Here is an 18,263-nt window from a genome sequence, read left to right as displayed (position 1 = left end):
ACGATCGTCCAGCAGGAATAGAGCTCCTAAAAATGGAAATAGAGGGGGTTAGCGAAAATAGGCTATACTTTCCGAATTTCTAAGGAGGCGCGAAAGGTGAACAAGCTTCTTGTCAAAAAGGGCAGAATGCTCCCGATGACGACAGATGTTCCTCGTATCCAAACTGTTGATATACTCATCGAGGGATCGACAATCACCAACATCGGCGAAAATCTCCCGGAAGAAGGCGTCGATGTCATTATCGACGCTGTCGGAAAAGTAGTACTACCCGGCTTCATCAATTGTCACAACCATGGGGCTATGTCTTTGTTCCGGGGATACTCTCTAGACCTGCGTTTAATGGAATGGTTAAGTCAAAAAATCTGGCCAGCCGAGGAGCGCCTTGACGCTGATGCAGTCTATTGGGGAACGATGCTGGCAGCAGCGGAGATGATCAAATCAGGAACGACAACCTTTGCCGACATGTATTTTTTCATGGATGAAGTGGCGCAGGCTGTCAAAGATTCGGGTATGCGAGCCGCTCTTTGCCAAGGACTGCTTTTCATCGACGATCAAGGGGAACGACGCCTCCAGTCGGCCCAAAAGCTTTTTGAAAACTGGCAGGGAAAAGCGGACGGTCGGATCACCACCATGGTTGGTCCCCACGCGCCTCATACCTGTCCACCCGATAAGCTGAAAGAGGTCATGGACATGGCCCGCTGCTTTGATTGCCCGATTCACATCCACCTCGCCGAGACTGTCGAGGAGGTAGAACATATTTTTCATCACTACGGCAAATCGCCTGTCAAATACCTCTACGACCTCGGTATGTTTGAGGACCATCATTGCCTGCTGGCTCACGCCGTCAATGTATCCCGAGATGATATGTACCTCCTACGGGGATTCAGAGGCGGTATCTCCCACAATCCCGTTAGCAATCAAAAACTAGGCTGCGGTGTGGCACCTGTGGTGGAACTTCGAAAAATGGGCATTACAGTTGCCTTGGGTACTGATGGAGCCGGCAGTGCTTCCACCCTAGACATGTTTGAAGAAATCAAAGCGACCGCTTGGATGCAGAAAAACAGGGCTGCCGATCCAACCGCGATCAAAGCTTATGACGTTCTGCGTATGGCGACCATTGAAGGTGCAAAAGCACTCGGTCTTGAACAGGAAGTGGGGACCATCGAAGTGGGGAAACGGGCTGATTTAATTCTCGTTGATGTAGAAAAGCCTCATCTCTATCCCCGTACAGATATCTGTGCATTGCTCGCCTATTCTGCCAACGGTGCCGATGTGGACACCGTCATCATTCACGGTCAAGTTGTTATGGAGCAACGGCGTCTACGGTGCATGGATGAAAAAGAAGTCCTGAGAAAAGCTCAAAGGGCAGCTTGCAGAGTAATTTTGGGTCAGCAGAGCGAGTTCCCGATCTAAAAAAGAATGACGACAGGCTCGAGAAAAATTTCGCGCTAAAGTTTGTTTTTGTATTATATCTTAATGCATTTTCGGATAATGCGAAAAAAATCCAAATATACCTAGAAAAAAAGAAGGAAAAAATAATAAAAAGAGAGAACGCATAACAAGGGCTAAGGGTCATTGCGGACCGTAGTTCTGTTGTCGATAAGGGTAAGACGATGGGGCTGTCCCTATATAGAGAAAATAGGGACAAAAGATTTGTTCGCGTCAAAAAAGAAAATAAGGCCGGTGGTGTGTACGATGATTATTTCCCGGCATTACAATGTTGGCGATGAACTGGGACATGATATCTTTTCTTTGAAGGGTCGCTTGCTGATACCTAAAGGAACGGTGATCACCGAAAGGATTTATCAGCAAATCCTCAAGTGGGAAGAAATCGGCATGTTAACTAGTAAGACCGCCGAAGATTCCGATGAATCCACTGATGAGGAACAACCATCACAGGTAGGGGTTAGCGTCAGTGTGCGACGACCGACTTCAGATTCTCAAGCAAGCGAACCGGGTGCGACGATCCCTGTGGAAAAACCCCCATCAGGAAAGATCGATAGTATCAGCGAATCGGGCGATAAAAGCCAAGAAGTACTCTATGAAAAATTCCTCTCCCTGAAGAAATCGAAACAAGAGGAAAAGCTGTTCCAGGAATCCATTGAGACTGTCCGAGATGTTTTTATGGACATTCGCCAGGGCAATGGTTTTCAGGAAGAACCGGTCCGAAAAATGACTTCGGACATCGTAGATACGGTGGTAAAAGACGAAAAAGTCAGCTTGCGCCTATCCCGGTTATGGGACTTAGACGATCATATACTTCACCATTCTGTCGATGTGTGCTTATTGAGTACGATGATCGGGATCAACCTTGGCGTCAGTGGAGACGATTTGAGGCGGCTCGCCACCGGAGCGATTCTTCACGATGTGGGGAAAATCTACATTCCCAAATCAGTTCTCAATAAACAGGGACCGCTGACAGAGCGCGAGACGGAACTGCTTAAGAAGCACCCGGTTTTTGGTGTGAAGTATTTCCAAGATAAGGAGTCAATGCTGTCCAAAGAGGAATACTTCTGTATCCTTCATCACCACGAGAAATGTTCTGGGAATGGCTACCCCCAAGGACTGCAATACGCTCAGATTCATCTCTTTGCCCGGATCGTTGCGGTCGCAGACGTTTACTCGATGGCGACGTCTAACTTCGGTCATCATGATAAGGTTGACCAACTGCACGCCGTCGATATCCTCGCCAAGGAGATGACGGATTACCTCGACAAACATATCGTCCATGTGTTTGTGGACCGCATGCGGGATCTGATGCTGAACACGAAGGTCCGCCTAAACACTGGAGAAGAGGGATATGTGGTCAAATTCTACATAGATTCGCCTTTACTCCCCACGATCTTGTTGACCGACGATAAAGATGGACGAAAAGTGGTCAGTCCCTATCTGGTGCACTTGCGAGAACGACCAGACATGTTTATCAAACAAGTGCTCCGGGAAAAAATGACCTAGCAAAAAACGCGCGCCGGATTCCACCGAGCAGCGCGTTTTTTGCTAAGGACTTCGAGAAGACAATTGACAATTCAGCTGAACTAACGGAATATGATGGTGATAAGTGCTCCTAAGAGAAAGGTGAGCGACGAAATTGAAACGATTTACGGCACGCGCCTTTTTTGACGGCATGAACCGGCTTTTAGAGAAGGAAGCGAAAGAAAAATTAGCGCAAATGGAATTTCGCGTCATCGCTGAATTATTGCCAGAACGCATGCCTATCGGACAATCCTGCCTCTGGTCGGTCCTCGACAAAGAGGGCCGAACCATGTACTGGATGATGCCGGAGAACATCGCTTGCCGTTGTAAACCGGGAATGGTAGTAGCTGCTGTAGGACACCCCGTCCTATGGCCGTCGAGCAAACAGGGAAAGCGTCTCGAATGGCTGCAGGTAAAAAACGTAGAACCGGTTACAACAGGAGAGATCTCCAGGCAAGAACAGGTTCGCCAATTGGTTGAGGAAGGTTTCATTGGCAAGCGGGAGAAACGGGACTGGCCTGTCGATGCTGAAAAAGGCTCCGTCAAGATACATCTGATCGCCGGAGAAAAAAACCCCTTCACTCTAATGGTGCAACACAAATTTCGAAAAGCCCGGCGCTTTCAAGTTCACTTGCACAGCGCCGATATGAACCAGCCTGAAGAAGTAGCCCGGGCCATCTTAGAAGCGTCACGGCAGGGCGGCGACTTTCTGCTGATCATCCAGCATGAAGAAGACAACATCTTGACTTTTGACGAACCTGTCCTGTTGAGCGCCTTAAAGCTCACCGACATGTATAGCTTTTTTGTCCATCCAGAGTCGAAGATAAAACCCTTCGGCTATTGGCTCATTGACGAATGGATCGATAGCCCCCTGGCAGCGGCAAGGCAAATCGTAACTCGCTGTTGGCGGACCTGGAAAGGACCGAAGGAGAAACATCGCTTAAAGGAAGCTTTGGTCGAACAATCTCAGAAAGACCGGGCTCGATTGGTCGGCGATTTACACCGGCTGCGTGAAGAGAACCGCAATCTAGAAGAGAAACTGCTCAATTGCAATCCGCAGAAGGTGCAAGAGCTAGAGAGAAAGCTGAACCAGGCTGAGGTTGAACTAAAACGGTCCGAGGAACGGCGCAAAGTCATACTGAACCAGTTGTTCAGTATGGAGCAAGATCAAGAGGAACTGAAACGCAAGGTGGCCTTGCTCGAAGCGGGCGGTATAACTCCCCAAACCCCTGTGGATGTAACCGCGGAGATTGAAAAAGTAAAGCGGCAGGAATCTTTCCATCGGATGTTGGCAGAAGAAGAGCGGGATCGCTTGCAAGAAGAGAACCGGCGGCTCCAGGCCCGTATGGGTGAAACGACTCCCCTGCTCATGGAAGAATTAAAACAAAGTCTGACCTCACTAGGCCAAGAATTGGAACGTTCGGAAGAACGGCGAGAACAACTGTCCGAATTCCTATTCATCTTGGAGCAGGAGAATCGGGAGTTAAAAGGTCGATTGGGTTTCCGGGAGGATTTGACATCTTCCGAAGGCCAGCTTCAGGGAGCGAAGCGCGAAGAAGAAGAGTTGATCGTCGGTAAAGCCCGCTTGTACGAAGAGATCCATGACATGCTACTCAAAGAAGAACTGGAAAAATTACAGCGGGAAGTCAAACGACTGCGAGAATTACTCCGGTCCTGTTCGCACGAAATGATGGTGTCCCTTCAAGATGAATTGGCGATCACCCGAGCCCAATTAGACCATTCGGAAGTGCTACGGGACGAACTGCGCAAAGAAGAGGAACAGATCCGAAAAGAATTACATCATATGCGTTTGAACGCTGAGCCGCAGTCGCTGATCCCGATGGACAAACTGAACGAGAAACGGTCTGCTCCAAACCGGCTCGAAAAAGAAGAAGAGCAAGTTGAAACAGAATGGAGCGATCCAGAACAAACAGACATGATGGACCAGTTGGTTGGAAAAACGGTCGAGTTTTTCAAGCACGGATTTCGTTGGGGGAAGAACTCCGGGAAATAGAAGGTGTTCATTATATAAAGGAAGATGGCTGCCCCGAAAGGATCGCGGGGACAGCCATCTTTAATCTTTTACTCTTTTTTCTCGTTGTCAATAACCCGAGCTTCCACTTCTTTCGCTTTATCGCCTGGAGTTTTTTCGGGAGCCACCTCGTCTTTAAACTCCTTGATACTTTTACCCATAGCTTGTCCAATTTCCGGCAGCCGCTTGGCGCCAAAAAAAATCAAGACGATGACTAAAATGACAAGCCACTGAAGCGGACTGTTGATGAACCCGAAGGTGTACACAGTTACCTCCTCCTGACGTCGGACATTTGTATAAGTATAGCAGAAACAAATTGAGGGCTCAAGGGTCCGAAACTATATATACCCCTAAATGGGGTTTTTCATCGATTTAACACATAAAAAAGGATAATGGAGTAGAAAACAAGAATTAGTTTATATTTACCGATACTGATAAGTGGGAGAGTTGTCGTTTGACATCGTCAAAACTGAAAGACCCGGCTTTGGACAAGCTCTTCGAAGCCATCCTCTTGCTGGAGAACGAAGACGAATGTTACCGTTTTTTTGAAGACATCTGCACCATCGCCGAATTAAAAGCGCTGGGGCAGCGGATGGAAGTAGCAAAAATGTTGGAACAGGACAGCACTTACACTCATATCGCCGAAAAGACCGGCGCCAGTCCGGCGACGATCTCTCGAGTCAAACGTTGCCTTGTTTATGGCGCGGACGGCTACCGTCTCATCTTAGAGCGGTTGAAGGAAAGAAAAAAAACCGTTGACAGCGAAAAAACCCCATGATACCCTTAATTCATCACTATGTTACTTCACTTAGATGAATTGATAAAGCGCTTAAGAGAGGATGAGGGGTACCATGGCCAAAGAGCGAAACTTGTTGCAGATCCCGGCGGGGATGCGAGATCTGCTGCCGGGAGACGCCCGGAATAAACGCATCTTAGAAAACAAATGGACCGACTTGTTCACCACCTGGGGCTATCAAGAAGTGATCACCCCAACTGTGGAATACATGGATGCCTTGGCTGTCGATACAGGAGAAGAGATCCGGGACGACCGGATGTTTCAGTTTTTTGACCGGCAAGGGCGTATCCTGGCTCTGCGGCCTGAGATGACCACACCCATTGCCCGGGTGGTGGCTACGCGGCTCAAAAAAAGCCAATTCCCCTTGCGCCTTCACTATGCAGCCAACGTCTTTCGCTACGACGATCCTCAGGCTGGCCGGCAGAGAGAGATTTTTCAAGCGGGAGTGGAACTGATCGGCGCTCCCGGTCCTCTCGCTGACGCGGAAGTGATCGCTTTGGCCGTTGAAGCGCTGCGTCAGTCGGGTTTGGAAGATTTTCAGATTTCCTTGGGTCAGATCGAGGTCTTCAACGGTTTGATGGAAGAACTTCCCCTATCCGATGAACAGAAATCCAAGGTCCGCAGCCTCGTCGCCAAGAAGGACTTCGTGAGCCTCGAGGAAATGCTGGCAAAAGAAGGTCTCAACGACAGCCAAGCAGAATTGCTATTGAAACTTCCTACCCTGCATGGTGGGCGAGAAGTCCTGGTACAGGCTTTACCGCTGGCGGTCAATGAACGGGCTCGTCAAGGCTTAAACAACTTGCGCCAGGTCTATGATGCGCTGCGAACTTACGGTGTGGAGGATTATGTAGCGCTCGATCTAGGAGTCTTGCGGGGATTCGATTACTATACAGGCATTGTTTTTGAAGGATACACGGTCGGCCTCGGCTTTCCGATCTGTGGCGGCGGCCGTTATGACGGACTGCTTGGTCAAGTTGGCTTCGACTGTCCTGCAACAGGTTTTGCCATCGGACTGGATCGCGTCCTGCTCGCCTTGTCCCGCTCCCGGGAGCCTGAACCGGTTCCGGTGCCGGATATGCTGATCGGTGGAGACAACACGGAAAAAATCATCGCCGTCGCCGGCCGTTTGCGCCAGGAAGGCCGCTCCGTCGAGATCGACGTGCTCGGACGGGAAGAAGCGGAGCTAAAAGCCTATGCCGCTCTGCGTGGAATCGAGGAAGTAGTTTTGTATCGCAAAGGCGGCGACGACCCAGCCGAAGCGTAACTGTTCTAATCACTATAGATTAAGTCTGCAAGATGAAGGGAATTGTCAGTAGCGAATTCTCATCGGAAGAAAGATAGGGGGCGAACCCATGAAAGATATGCTCACCATAGCCTTACCCAAAGGAAAGCTCTTTGAAGACGCGATTCCGCTGCTTCAAGAAGCCGGCCTTTGCACGAAAAACCTCTCGGAAGACAGCCGTAAGCTCGTCATCCGCCATGAAAAAGAGCGGTTGAATTACATCATTTGCCGGCCCACAGACATCCCCACCTTTGTCGAATACGGTGCCGCCGATATCGGCATCGTCGGTAAAGATACCATCGTCGAGCAGGACAAGGACATCATGGAGCTGGTGGACTTGAAATTCGGTCACTGCCGTTTCGTCGTAGCCTTACCGGAGACGGCGGCCAAGAAAGGCCGCGACCTGACCCAGTTCAACCACCGCCGGGTGGCAACGAAGTTCCCGAAAGTGGCCGAAAGCTTTTTCGCCGAAAAAGGCATGCAGGTGGAGATCATCAAACTTCACGGCAATATCGAATTGGCACCAGCTGTAGGCTTGGCGGACATGATCATCGATATTGTCTCCTCAGGCCGCACCCTAAAGGAAAACAATCTGGTCGCCGTGGAGGACATCTTCCATGCCACAGCACGACTCATCGCTAACCGTGTCTCCTACCGATTAAAGCACCAACGTATTCAGCCGGTGGTAGAACGGATTCGAAGTCTCGTCAAAGACAGAGAGGTGACATACTAAACAATGGTACGCCTGATCACCTATCCCTCGATCGATGCCGATAACTATTTGCAGAAAAAGACTCTCGACGATGCGAACGTATCGGTCCAGGTGGCTCAAGTTCTCGAGACGATTCGTTGCAGAGGAGTGGAGGCTGTTTTTGAATATACGAAGCGTTTTGACGGTGCCACTGTAAATGAGGCGAACTTCCGTGTTTCCGAAGCGGAAATCGATGAAGCCTACAGCAAGGTCGACCCCGAGGTGCTCGCTGCATTGCGCCGGGCCCGGGATAATATCCGGCGCTACCATGAAAAACAACTGCGCCCCTCCTGGATCGAGCCGGAAGCCGATGGAACCATGCTGGGCCAACTCATCCGCCCACTAGAGCGGGTGGGAACCTATGTGCCAGGCGGCTTGGCCTCTTATCCATCATCTGTATTGATGAACGCAGTACCTGCCAAAGTGGCCGGCGTTCCCCAGGTAGTGATGGCTACACCGCCGGGAAAAGATGGTTCCATCAACCCGTACACCCTGGTGGCGGCTCGAGAAGCCGGTGTTGACGAGATTTACCGCATGGGTGGTGCTCAGGCGGTAGCCGCTATGGCCTACGGCGCTGGATTAAAAGCCGTCGATAAGATCACCGGTCCTGGGAATATCTATGTCACCTTAGCTAAAAAGCAAGTCTATGGGACTGTCGATATCGATATGTTGGCCGGTCCTTCGGAAATCCTGGTTATCGCCGATGAAACGGCTCCGCCCGCTTATGTGGCGGCTGACTTCTTGTCTCAGGTGGAGCACGATGTGCGGGCAGCGGCAGTCCTGGTGACACCGTCAGAAATACTGGCCCGAGCCGTCGAAGGGGAAATCCAGCGGCAAATGGATTACTTGCCCCGCCGGGAGATCATGGAACAAGCCTTAAAAGATAACAGCGCTGTCATCGTCGTCAAAGACCTGGATGAAGCCTGTGAAGTAGCAAACCGCTATGCGCCCGAACACTTAGAAGTGTTGACAAAAGAACCGTTCGCCTTGTTAGGCAAACTAACCCAAGCGGGTGCCATTTTCTTAGGTCCCTATTCACCAGAGCCAGTCGGTGACTACTACGCCGGCCCCAACCACGTTCTGCCTACAGGTGGAACAGCCCGCTTTTACTCGCCGCTGAACGTGGATACCTTCATGAAAAAGACGAGTGTCATCGCCTATTCAAAAGCCCGTTTTGAACAGGCGGCCGACGATATTCTCGCCTTAGCCAAATGTGAGGGTTTGGATGCTCACGCGAACGCAGTCGCCGTACGAATCGAAAAATAAAACGAATCCCGTTGCAATCACAATTGTAATTATATCAACGGAATTATAATAGTGGCCTAATGACAATAGGCCTTCCACAATTACACAGAATCAGAGAGCGAGGAATGTTGGCATGACGAATGATCCGCTGCGCTGGGTGCGGCAAGACATCCGGGATATTGTTCCATACCAGGCCAAGGTCTACCCGGAAGGGGTCAAGGTGGATGCCAACGAGAACCCCTTTCCCTGGCCCCAACGCTATGTCGAGCGCCTTCAGCAGGAATTGGCATTTTATCCATTCACTCGTTATCCCGATGGTGAAGCGAAAGAACTTCGTCAAGCCTTAAGTGAATATACCGGCCGTAATGCCGCCGAAATCCTGGTCAGCAATGGTTCCGACGAAGCTATCCAGTTGGTCTTGCTCACCTTTGGCGGGCCGGGACTCGCGACGGTTGTCTCCAATCCCACCTTCGTCATGTACAGCATGGCAACCCGCTACATGGGCGGGAATGTCATCGATGTGCCCTTGAACGAAGAGGGTAATACCTTTCGACTGGATGTCCAAGGTCTGTTAGCCGCGGCGGCACGGGAAGAGGCGCGGGTGATCATCATCTGCAACCCCAACAACCCGACCGGCAATTGTTTCGCCGAAGAAGACATCCTAGCCGTCGTCAGGGGAACCGACAAGATCGTCATTGTAGATGAAGCCTATTACGAATTCGCTGGGAAAAGCCTCATGGGGCGTCTCGACGAATTCCCAAATATGGTCATCATGCGGACCTTTTCGAAAGCTTTTGGATTGGCTGGGCTGCGGGTCGGTTATACCGTAGCGTCTGCTGAAATCATCAACGAAATCCACAAGGTGAGACAGCCCTTTAACGTAAATGCCTTCTCCCAGCGGGCGGCTACGATTGCCATTGAAGAGCGAACTGCTTTCGAAGCGCAGGTAAAAGAAGTTTTGGCCGAGCGGGAGACCCTCTGTGCAGAACTAGGTCGCTTTGCCTGGCAGGTCTTCGCTACGGATGCCAACTACATCTTTTTACGTTTGCCTGGGTCTACGAAGGAAGAGCAGGTTCGCCGGGCGGCGGAAATTCACCAAGGTCTGATGGACCGGGGTGTTCTGGTGCGAAAATTAGGCGGCGGACCCGGCCTCGACGGCACTTTGCGCGTCACCGTCGGCCGGCCCGAAGAAAACAGGAAACTCTTAGCCGCCTTAGGGGACCTCGCCGACCCATCGACTGGGGGGTGGCGTTGATGAGCCGCAACGCCTCGGTCGTTCGCAATACGGCGGAGACCCGAATCAGCATTGACCTGAACCTAGACGGGGAAGGTCATTATGAGGGGAAGACTGGCATCGGCTTTCTCGACCACATGTTCACCTTGCTCTCCCGGCACGGTCAATTGGACCTGGCTGTAAGCTGTAAGGGCGACCTGGAGGTCGACACTCACCATACGGTAGAGGACCTGGGGATCAGCCTAGGTACGGCCTTGGCAAAAGCCTTGGGGGACAAAAAAGGCATTCGCCGTTACGGCCATGCCTATGTGCCCATGGACGAGACATTAGTTCGTGTCTGCCTTGATCTAAGCGGCCGGCCATTTCTCGTCTACAAGGCGAAGATTCCCGTAGAGCGGGTCGGTCAACTGGAGACGGAGATGGTAGAGGAATTTTTCCGGGCTTTCTCTAATACCGCTGCCATGAACTTGCACATCCATCTTCTCGAAGGCGGAAACGGTCACCATATCATTGAAGCCATCTTCAAAGCTCTTGGTCGTGCTCTGAAAGAGGCTGTGTCTATCGATTCCGCAAATAAAGATCGGGTGTTGTCGACGAAAGGCCTATTATAAAATCTAATTACAAGTCCATATAGGAAGAATGAAAACCGAAAGGGGGCGGGCACTTTGATCGCCATCATCGACTATGGAATGGGAAACTTGCGGAGCGTGCAAAAAGGGCTAGAAAAAGTCGGATACAGCAGCTATATCACCAGCGATCCGGAAGCGGTGCGCAAAGCCCCCGCAGTCATATTGCCGGGTGTGGGGGCCTTCGCTGACGCCATGGAAAATTTACGTCAGACCGGCATGGTTGAACCGATTCACGAAATCGTCGCTGCCGGGAAACCTTTTATGGGCATTTGCTTAGGTTTTCAACTCATGTTTGAAGCGAGTGAAGAAGGCGGACACTTCGAAGGACTTAGCATTTTTCCCGGCCAAGTCCGGCGTTTGCCTCCGGGACTGAAAGTGCCTCACATGGGCTGGAACGAATTGACTGTACGGAGATCCAACCCGATCATGGAAGGGATTGAAACCGGTTCAGAGTTTTATTTCGTCCACTCTTACTTCGTCGACCCTGGTGACGAAGAACTGACGATCGCTACGGCAGATTATGGTTTTGACTTTTGCGCCGTAGCCGGACGAGATAATGTCTTTGGTGCACAGTTTCACCCGGAAAAATCGAGCGATCTGGGATTGCGCATTTTACGGAACTTTGGAAAGCAGGTGGAAGCATGCTGATATTTCCGGCTATTGATTTAAAAGAAGGACGCTGCGTACGCCTGTACCAAGGCAAAATGGAAGATGCGACCGTATATAACGACGATCCGGTGGCCCAAGCCCTTTCCTGGCAGGCCAAGGGAGCTCAAATGGTTCATCTCGTCGACTTAGACGGTGCTTTTGAAGGGGAACCGAAAAACTTCGACGTCATTCGTTCCATCGTTCAGGCCCTCACCGTCGGTGTGCAATTGGGCGGCGGCATCCGCGATATGAACATTATCGATAAATATTTACGCCTCGGCGTTTCCCGAGTCATCCTCGGAACAGCCGCCATCCGCAATCCAGAAATGATGGAAATCGCTTGTAAGGAATACGGCCAGCGCATCGTTCTCGGTCTAGACGCACGAGACGGGTGGGTGGCAACGGACGGATGGGCGGGCACCTCTCAAGTGACCGCATTGGAACTGGCTGTGGACATGAAAAAACTCGGTGTTCGCCGCGTCATTTATACGGACATATCCAAAGACGGCACTTTGGCCGGCCCGAACTTGAAATCGACGGCTGAACTAGCCCGTAAAACAGGACTGAAGATCATTGCCTCTGGCGGATTCGCCACCATCGACGATGTCAAAGCTTGCGCCGCACTGGAAAAGGACGGTGTGGAAGGGGCTATCTTAGGCAAGTCCATCTACACTGGCTCCATTGAACTGGCTGAAGCGCTCCGGATCGTCAGGGGGGAAGACGCATGCTAGCGAAACGCATCATCCCCTGCCTTGACGTCCATGGGGGACGCGTCGTGAAAGGAACGAACTTTGTCAATTTACGGGACGCCGGCGACCCCGTAGAACTGGCTGCTGTATATGACAAAGAAGGCGCTGATGAACTGGTTTTCTTGGATATTACCGCTTCTTCTGACGGACGAGCCATCATGCTTGACGTGGTCCGGCGGACGGCGGAAGAGGTCTTCATCCCCTTTACCGTCGGCGGCGGTCTGCGAACAGTCGAAGACATTCGGGAGATGCTGAAGGCAGGCGCTGACAAAATCTCTCTGAACACATCAGCGGTGCAAACGCCGCAACTGATCGGAGACAGTGCCTGGAAATTCGGTTCCCAATGCATCGTCGTAGCTATCGATGCACGACGTCGGCGGGACGAAGAAGGACGCTTGTTGGAGGGATGGGAAGTCTACACCCATGGCGGCCGGAAACCGACCGGTATCGACGTGCTGGAATGGGCTCGTAAGGTGGAAGAACTAGGTTGCGGTGAAATCCTGTTGACCAGCATGGACAAGGATGGAACCAAAGATGGTTACGACATCCCCTTGACTCGGGCCGTAAGCGAAGCTGTAAAGATACCGGTCATCGCATCGGGCGGTGTGGGGAACTTGGAGCACATCTGCGAAGGTTTGACGGCTGGCAAAGCCGATGCCGCCTTGGCCGCCTCCATCTTCCATTATAAGGAGTACACCATTCGCGAAACCAAAGAGTACCTTCGGGGAAAAGGAGTGCACGTGCGAAAATGGCGCGACTGAACATAGATCCGGCATTTATTGAGGGATTAAAATTCGATCATCAAGGCCTCATCCCAGCTGTAGTCCAAGATGCGAAAAGCGGCCGCGTGCTGATGGTGGCCTATATGAACAAAGAATCGCTTTCAAAGACACTAGAAACAGGCGAATGCCACTACTATAGTCGCAGCCGCAAGGAATTGTGGCATAAGGGCTCTACGTCTGGCCATGTACAAAATGTGGTGGCCCTCGAATACGATTGCGACCGCGACTGCCTGCTCTTTCAGGTCGAACAGACCGGCGCCGCCTGCCATGAAGGTTCTTTTTCCTGTTTCCGGCCTATCGGCGGACAGGCCGGGGAGACCGTTGGATTTGAAGCTGCGGCTATCTCTGACGGCTGTGACGATAAAACTGAGATTGGGGCGATTCTGGAGGAACTTTCCGGTGTCATTGCCTCACGGCAGAAGGAAATGCCTGAAGGTTCCTATACGACCTACCTATTTTCAAAAGGGCAGGACAAGATCTTGAAAAAGGTGGGCGAGGAGACCGCTGAGGTCATCATCGGTTCGAAGAACAATGACCGAGGCGAGATTGTCTATGAGACGTCGGATCTCTTGTATCATCTGCTGGTGTTGATGCGGTATCACGGGATCGAATTAGACGAAATCGCCCAGGAGTTAAAGAAGAGAAGATAATTCAATAGGGAACATAAGGACCATAAAGAAAGCGTGAAGCAGATGCATCACGCTTTTTCTACTATTCGTCCTCTTGTACCGGTCTTTTTCGGAGACCCAATTCTGCGACCAGTGTTTTTGCGTTTAATCCAAAGTGCAGCAGGACCGCAGGTATCATCGCGAGCCCTGCCACCTCATGAATTCCTTTCATGGGATTTCCTCTTCGTTCAAACTCTTGTGAATTTCGCTTTTCATTGCCCGACTGGGCAGGAACAACAGGTTCAACGGTAATACGTTGTTTGAAATCCCGCGGTTCGTCATGTTCTCCCATCATAGAAAGACCAGTGAAGGCAACCGTAAGTGAGGATACCGTAAGTATTACAGAAATGATTCCCTTAAGCCTGGCTTTTTTAGGAATGGGACTGTTTTCAGACAACCGAATCAACTCCTTGAAATTTCTCAAAGAGCATCTTATCGCAGAACTCTTAAAAACAGATGAAAACTTTTATAAATTTTGTGAACCAGCCACAATACTAACATTAAGATAAAAATAGGTCTATGGTCCTTTGTTAAGTTTGTCGAGACATGCTAAGCTTAAAAATAACTTTTTTTCTTATATTCAATGGCTTCGACGACAACAGGGAGGTAGACATCATGATAAGGGATGAAGAAAAATTCAATCCTGAGCAAACGGAAAGACGTCTTAACGGCGTTGAACTTCTAGTGACCATAGCAATAGTATTAACAGTAATCCGACTCACCCTTTGATTTAAATACCGAAAACAAATATCCCGCTATAAACAGAGATCTCGTCACCTTGACTAGATCTCTTATTTATGTCTTAATTCTAAACTTAGGAACTATAGGCTTGCAGGTACCTGCATTATCGGTTACTCCAGCTGTCTCCTGCAGGACGGATTTCAAATAAAACAATCGAAAGTTTTGGGCGAATTATGTGCTTACAGGGGATATTAAAAAAAGTCTTAGAATGAAAAATTGACCGACTTGTTTTGTAAGCCCGAAATCTAAAAAAGGCCCAGGATTTCTAGTCCCGAACCTTCGATAGTCACCTTCAACATCGTGTAAGTGTAAAATCTTTACATCATTTCAGTTACATACCTTTTAAGTGATAGGGGACGGAAGCCACGATCGTATTCTTCTTTAGAAGTAATACAGTACGTAGAAGAAAACCAGTCTGGTTATGCAATAAATAGTGCCACCAAGTATGTGTAACAAACTCAGGGACGATCACTGTGATCACTTCGCCGATTTTCAAATCTTTTTCTAAGTTATCGATGTAATTTACAAGTGGATCGATTAATTCTCTATAAGGCGATTCTACAATTACTAATTCAAAGTTAATCTGTTTTTCTTCAAGCTTTTTCCTTAATTTATCTGCTGTTTCTGGATTTGAAGAAACATGAACTATCCTTATATCCGTATCTTCGTTGGACATCGATTTAGCAAATTCCAACGCATTTAGCGCTGGTTTAGAAAGAGACGACATGGGAATTAGGATGTAATTCTTCACCACATAATAAGGAGACTGATTCTGAGAAGACAATTCATGAGAGATGGCGGAATAGTGTTTTTTGATTTTCTTAAATAGCAACACTAATAAAGGTATTGCTATTAGTACGAGCCACGCACCAGCCATAAATTTTGTCGTTGCGATGACGATAGTGACGATTCCTGTAACCGTTCCGCCAATTCCGTTGATAAGTGCATTCAACTTGTACCCTTTAGGTTTTAGCCTGTTCCAGCGGACAACCATACCGATTTGAGCGATGGTGAATGCTAGAAAAACACCGACGGCATATAAGGGAATGAGGGAATGCACGGAACCATGGAATAGAATGACTAAACTGATTGCACCTGCACAAAGAAGTAAAATGCCATTGTTGAATACAAGGCGATCGCCCCGAAGTGCAAAAATTCGTGGAATATATCCCTCTGCGGCTAGTTTAGCTGCCATAATGGGGGCGCCAGCAAAAGCGGTATTGGCGGCCAAGATGAGAATGACTGCCGTGGCGGCTTGTAGAAAATAATACATGAGATTCCTGCCGCCAAAAACTAGTTCAGCAATTTGAGAGACAAGTGTTTCGCCATGTTCAGGTAAAACGTGGATCCAACCTGCCAGAATACTGATTCCCCCAAAAAGAATCACCGATAGACTGCCTAAAGCAAATAAAACCTTAATAGCGTTGCTTTCCTTCGGTTCCTTAAATGAAGGGACACCATCTGCCACTGCTTCCACACCGGTGAGGGCAGTACAGCCGCCTGCAAAAGCTTTTAACAGAATCCAAACAAACAAGAGGCTTCCTAAATTCGCAGTATGCGCTTGTACGGGGGTTACAGGGGGTGTAAAGTCTCCGGTAAGGTAACGGTAAACACCAGTGACGAGAAGGGACAACATAGAGAATATAAATAAGTAGGGAGGATAGGCGAGTATATTTGCGGATTCGCTGATACCTCTCAGGTTGATAATAGTTAATACGACAATAAAAAATACAGCTATGTACACAGTATAAGGGAATAACCAGGGAAAGGCTGAAGTGATCGCCGCAGTGCCGGAAGATATGCTTACTGCGATTGTCAACACATAATCAATAACCAAAGATGCACCAATAATACAACCGTAAGTAGGCCCCAAAAACTCCTTAGCTACTGAATAGGCACCGCCACCCTCTGGGTATGTTTTTATCACTTGTGTATAGGATAGGATAACGGTTAATAAAAGTAAAACAATACAAAAAGCGATGGATGGCAAATAATGAAACGCAAGCTGACCTAAAGCAGCCAAAACAAGGAGGATCTCTTCGGTGGCATAAGCTACAGAACTAAGAGCATCCGATGCGAAAATGGCCAAGGCTTTGGGCTTGTTAATCGTTTCATGAGAAAGTTGTCTGTTGTGGAGTTTACTCCCTATAAGCAGCCTTCGGAGCAAGTTGCTTCCTCCCTGGATCATAATCAATGAGCATGGATGTAGTCTAATGCTATGATCGATTTTAAGCAATGCCAAAATAATAATTGATTAGGTTTGAATTACTCGAAAAAGCTAGAATAAATAACTGATGTCTCCGTTAATCGTACTCGTTCTTTAATTTCCGGGGATTTGCATAATCGGAAATAGATCAAACATTTCCTTAACTGACTGAGGATTCTTTCGCCAGTCACTTCCCACTACATCAACATGGCTCTTCGCTATTTCGTGTGGGCAAACGCATGTTTGCTGAATATGTATCTACTTTTAGCCGGTGCTATGTTCATGTTTAAGTCACCGGCTACCAGGTATATCATGGCAATAAAATTGCGTGCGGATCGGTATCCGCGAGCCTTACGTTTAGCCGCCTGAATTAAGCTATTGATGCCTTCTTGCAATCCATTCGTGATATTTGAAACAAACCATCGTAGGATTCCTTTCTCGTGCCGTTTCATCGTATGTGCAACGGAGTTCAGCGGTCTAACCGGCTATGGGTTGCCCAGAAGTACCACTTTTTCAGAAACATCGGTGCATCTATCGGGTCTTTCTCATACATTTCTTGAAAGGTAAGTCTCATCTGGTAGGCTCGGGCCGTCTTCGAGTTTCGCTGAGAAAGGACGTCTTCCATAACTGCTTTTTGCTTCATCGTTAAGTTCTTTTTATTTTTAAGCCAAATATAGCGAGTTCCTTTTAATTCTGGCATCGTTATTTGTTCTTCTCGTCGAACTTGGTCCACCGCTTCGTTAATCAGCTTAATGACATGAAACTTATCAAAGGTGATCGCTGCTTCCGGAAGATGTTTTTCTACCCCTGAAATAAAGGCCGGCGACATATCCATACAAACATCGGTGATGTTCTCGCTACAGCCTCCGTGAGTTTGGAAGTCTTCCATGAATTTGGGGAGGACATCGGCCCCTTTTCCTTCTGTGGCAAAAATCACCCGCCGTGCCTCTGCGTCCATCACGATGGATACGTACTTGTGGCCTTTCGCGCGGGCCGTTTCATCCACACTGACCTTAGAGACAGAGGCAAAGTTCTCTTCCTGACGAGCTTGGTGGACATAGTGATGAACGATTCGCCAAATGAGTGAGTCATGCTCATGAACGATACGAGATACCGCGTTCACAGGCATTTCTTTGGCCAGTTCCATGACATAGGCTTCGAAGAGTAAGGTGAATCCACTGCCGGGTCGGCTCCATGGCACAGTGACCTGATGAACTTTGCCGCATCGGTGGCATTTGGTTCGAGGTACACGCGCATGAATAAAGCATTTGTGCTGAAAGAAATTGAGATGTCTCCACGTTTTCTCCTTCGTATCATGGACTTTGCAATCGGCTTCAGCACAAGTTGCGCAAGTAAATTCACTTCCTGGGATAAAGTCAATCGTGATATGTAGTTCTTGATATTCGGCATTAAACCGGGTACTGACGACATACCACGGTGCTGTCAAGCCAAGCGCTAATTGAAATAAATCTGTATTTTTCATATCTATATTGTAACATGTCTACATTTGCCAACCCACACGAAATA

16 protein-coding genes and 1 pseudogene are annotated in these 18,263 nt (G+C 49.0%); 13 read left to right on the top strand and 4 right to left on the bottom strand.

The window, feature by feature from the left end; translation table 11 throughout:
• Nucleotides 1-96: 96 nt before the first annotated feature.
• From GJ688_RS08590 to GJ688_RS08580, 3 genes are all read left to right on the top strand, one after another.
• Nucleotides 97-1,413 (top strand): amidohydrolase, encoded by a 1,317-nt coding sequence (locus GJ688_RS08590; RefSeq protein ID WP_328597341.1) that lies wholly within the window; start codon nucleotides 97-99, stop codon nucleotides 1,411-1,413.
• A 282-nt stretch (nucleotides 1,414-1,695) separates the two neighbouring features.
• Complete coding sequence (locus GJ688_RS08585) at nucleotides 1,696-2,955, top strand: HD-GYP domain-containing protein (protein ID WP_170291807.1); 1,260 nt, start codon at nucleotides 1,696-1,698, stop codon at nucleotides 2,953-2,955.
• A 133-nt stretch (nucleotides 2,956-3,088) separates the two neighbouring features.
• A complete protein-coding gene (locus GJ688_RS08580) occupies nucleotides 3,089-4,987 on the top strand; it encodes a coiled-coil domain-containing protein (RefSeq protein WP_155476141.1) in 1,899 nt (632 codons plus the stop codon).
• A 68-nt stretch (nucleotides 4,988-5,055) separates the two neighbouring features.
• Here GJ688_RS08580 and GJ688_RS08575 read toward each other — a convergent pair whose 3' ends face one another.
• A complete protein-coding gene (locus GJ688_RS08575) occupies nucleotides 5,056-5,271 on the bottom strand; it encodes a Sec-independent protein translocase subunit TatA/TatB (protein ID WP_328597340.1) in 216 nt (71 codons plus the stop codon).
• Between the two features lie 188 nt (nucleotides 5,272-5,459).
• Between GJ688_RS08575 and GJ688_RS08570 the strand changes: the two genes are divergently transcribed.
• From GJ688_RS08570 to hisIE, 10 genes are all read left to right on the top strand, one after another.
• Nucleotides 5,460-5,783, top strand: a complete 324-nt coding sequence (locus tag GJ688_RS08570; protein WP_155476140.1) for a YerC/YecD family TrpR-related protein — start codon at nucleotides 5,460-5,462, stop codon at nucleotides 5,781-5,783.
• A gap of 73 nt (nucleotides 5,784-5,856) precedes the next feature.
• On the top strand, nucleotides 5,857-7,065 hold the full coding sequence (gene hisZ, locus GJ688_RS08565; RefSeq protein ID WP_155476139.1) for an ATP phosphoribosyltransferase regulatory subunit: 1,209 nt from the start codon (nucleotides 5,857-5,859) through the stop codon (nucleotides 7,063-7,065).
• Between the two features lie 88 nt (nucleotides 7,066-7,153).
• Entirely contained in the window at nucleotides 7,154-7,816 is a 663-nt protein-coding gene (hisG, locus tag GJ688_RS08560; protein ID WP_155476138.1) for an ATP phosphoribosyltransferase, read from the top strand.
• A gap of 3 nt (nucleotides 7,817-7,819) precedes the next feature.
• Nucleotides 7,820-9,100, top strand: a complete 1,281-nt coding sequence (hisD, locus tag GJ688_RS08555) for a histidinol dehydrogenase (RefSeq protein WP_155476137.1) — start codon at nucleotides 7,820-7,822, stop codon at nucleotides 9,098-9,100.
• A 112-nt stretch (nucleotides 9,101-9,212) separates the two neighbouring features.
• Nucleotides 9,213-10,334, top strand: a complete 1,122-nt coding sequence (hisC, locus tag GJ688_RS08550; RefSeq protein ID WP_155476136.1) for a histidinol-phosphate transaminase — start codon at nucleotides 9,213-9,215, stop codon at nucleotides 10,332-10,334.
• Nucleotides 10,334-10,924, top strand: a complete 591-nt coding sequence (gene hisB, locus GJ688_RS08545) for an imidazoleglycerol-phosphate dehydratase HisB (protein ID WP_155476135.1) — start codon at nucleotides 10,334-10,336, stop codon at nucleotides 10,922-10,924. The genes hisC and hisB overlap by 1 nt, the downstream gene beginning before the upstream one ends.
• Before the next feature lie 54 nt (nucleotides 10,925-10,978).
• Nucleotides 10,979-11,590 carry an imidazole glycerol phosphate synthase subunit HisH gene (gene hisH / locus GJ688_RS08540; RefSeq protein ID WP_155476134.1) on the top strand — a complete coding sequence of 204 codons (612 nt, stop codon included), beginning with the start codon at nucleotides 10,979-10,981 and terminating at the stop codon, nucleotides 11,588-11,590.
• Nucleotides 11,584-12,321 (top strand): 1-(5-phosphoribosyl)-5-[(5-phosphoribosylamino)methylideneamino]imidazole-4-carboxamide isomerase, encoded by a 738-nt coding sequence (gene hisA, locus GJ688_RS08535; protein ID WP_155476133.1) that lies wholly within the window; start codon nucleotides 11,584-11,586, stop codon nucleotides 12,319-12,321. Before hisH ends, hisA begins: the two co-directional genes overlap by 7 nt.
• The gene (gene hisF / locus GJ688_RS08530; RefSeq protein ID WP_155476132.1) at nucleotides 12,315-13,100 is read left to right on the top strand and encodes an imidazole glycerol phosphate synthase subunit HisF; all 786 of its coding nucleotides are present in this window, start codon (nucleotides 12,315-12,317) and stop codon (nucleotides 13,098-13,100) included. The genes hisA and hisF overlap by 7 nt, the downstream gene beginning before the upstream one ends.
• The gene (gene hisIE / locus GJ688_RS08525) at nucleotides 13,088-13,771 is read left to right on the top strand and encodes a bifunctional phosphoribosyl-AMP cyclohydrolase/phosphoribosyl-ATP diphosphatase HisIE (RefSeq protein WP_155476131.1); all 684 of its coding nucleotides are present in this window, start codon (nucleotides 13,088-13,090) and stop codon (nucleotides 13,769-13,771) included. The genes hisF and hisIE overlap by 13 nt, the downstream gene beginning before the upstream one ends.
• A 61-nt stretch (nucleotides 13,772-13,832) precedes the next feature.
• Here hisIE and GJ688_RS08520 read toward each other — a convergent pair whose 3' ends face one another.
• The 3 genes and pseudogenes from GJ688_RS08520 to GJ688_RS08510 all read right to left on the bottom strand — a co-directional run bounded on the left by GJ688_RS08520 (nucleotide 13,833) and on the right by GJ688_RS08510 (nucleotide 18,219).
• Nucleotides 13,833-14,186 (bottom strand): DUF4405 domain-containing protein, encoded by a 354-nt coding sequence (locus GJ688_RS08520; protein ID WP_155476130.1) that lies wholly within the window; start codon nucleotides 14,184-14,186, stop codon nucleotides 13,833-13,835.
• A gap of 675 nt (nucleotides 14,187-14,861) precedes the next feature.
• On the bottom strand, nucleotides 14,862-16,697 hold the full coding sequence (locus tag GJ688_RS08515; protein WP_235910871.1) for an APC family permease: 1,836 nt from the start codon (nucleotides 16,695-16,697) through the stop codon (nucleotides 14,862-14,864).
• A 257-nt stretch (nucleotides 16,698-16,954) separates the two neighbouring features.
• Nucleotides 16,955-18,219: pseudogene (locus GJ688_RS08510) on the bottom strand (ISL3 family transposase).
• Nucleotides 18,220-18,263 lie beyond the last annotated feature (44 nt).

This window comes from Heliobacterium mobile (assembly GCF_009720735.1).
Lineage (GTDB): Bacteria > Bacillota > Desulfitobacteriia > Heliobacteriales > Heliobacteriaceae > Heliobacterium > Heliobacterium mobile.
This window is presented reverse-complemented; position numbering and strand designations above follow the sequence as displayed.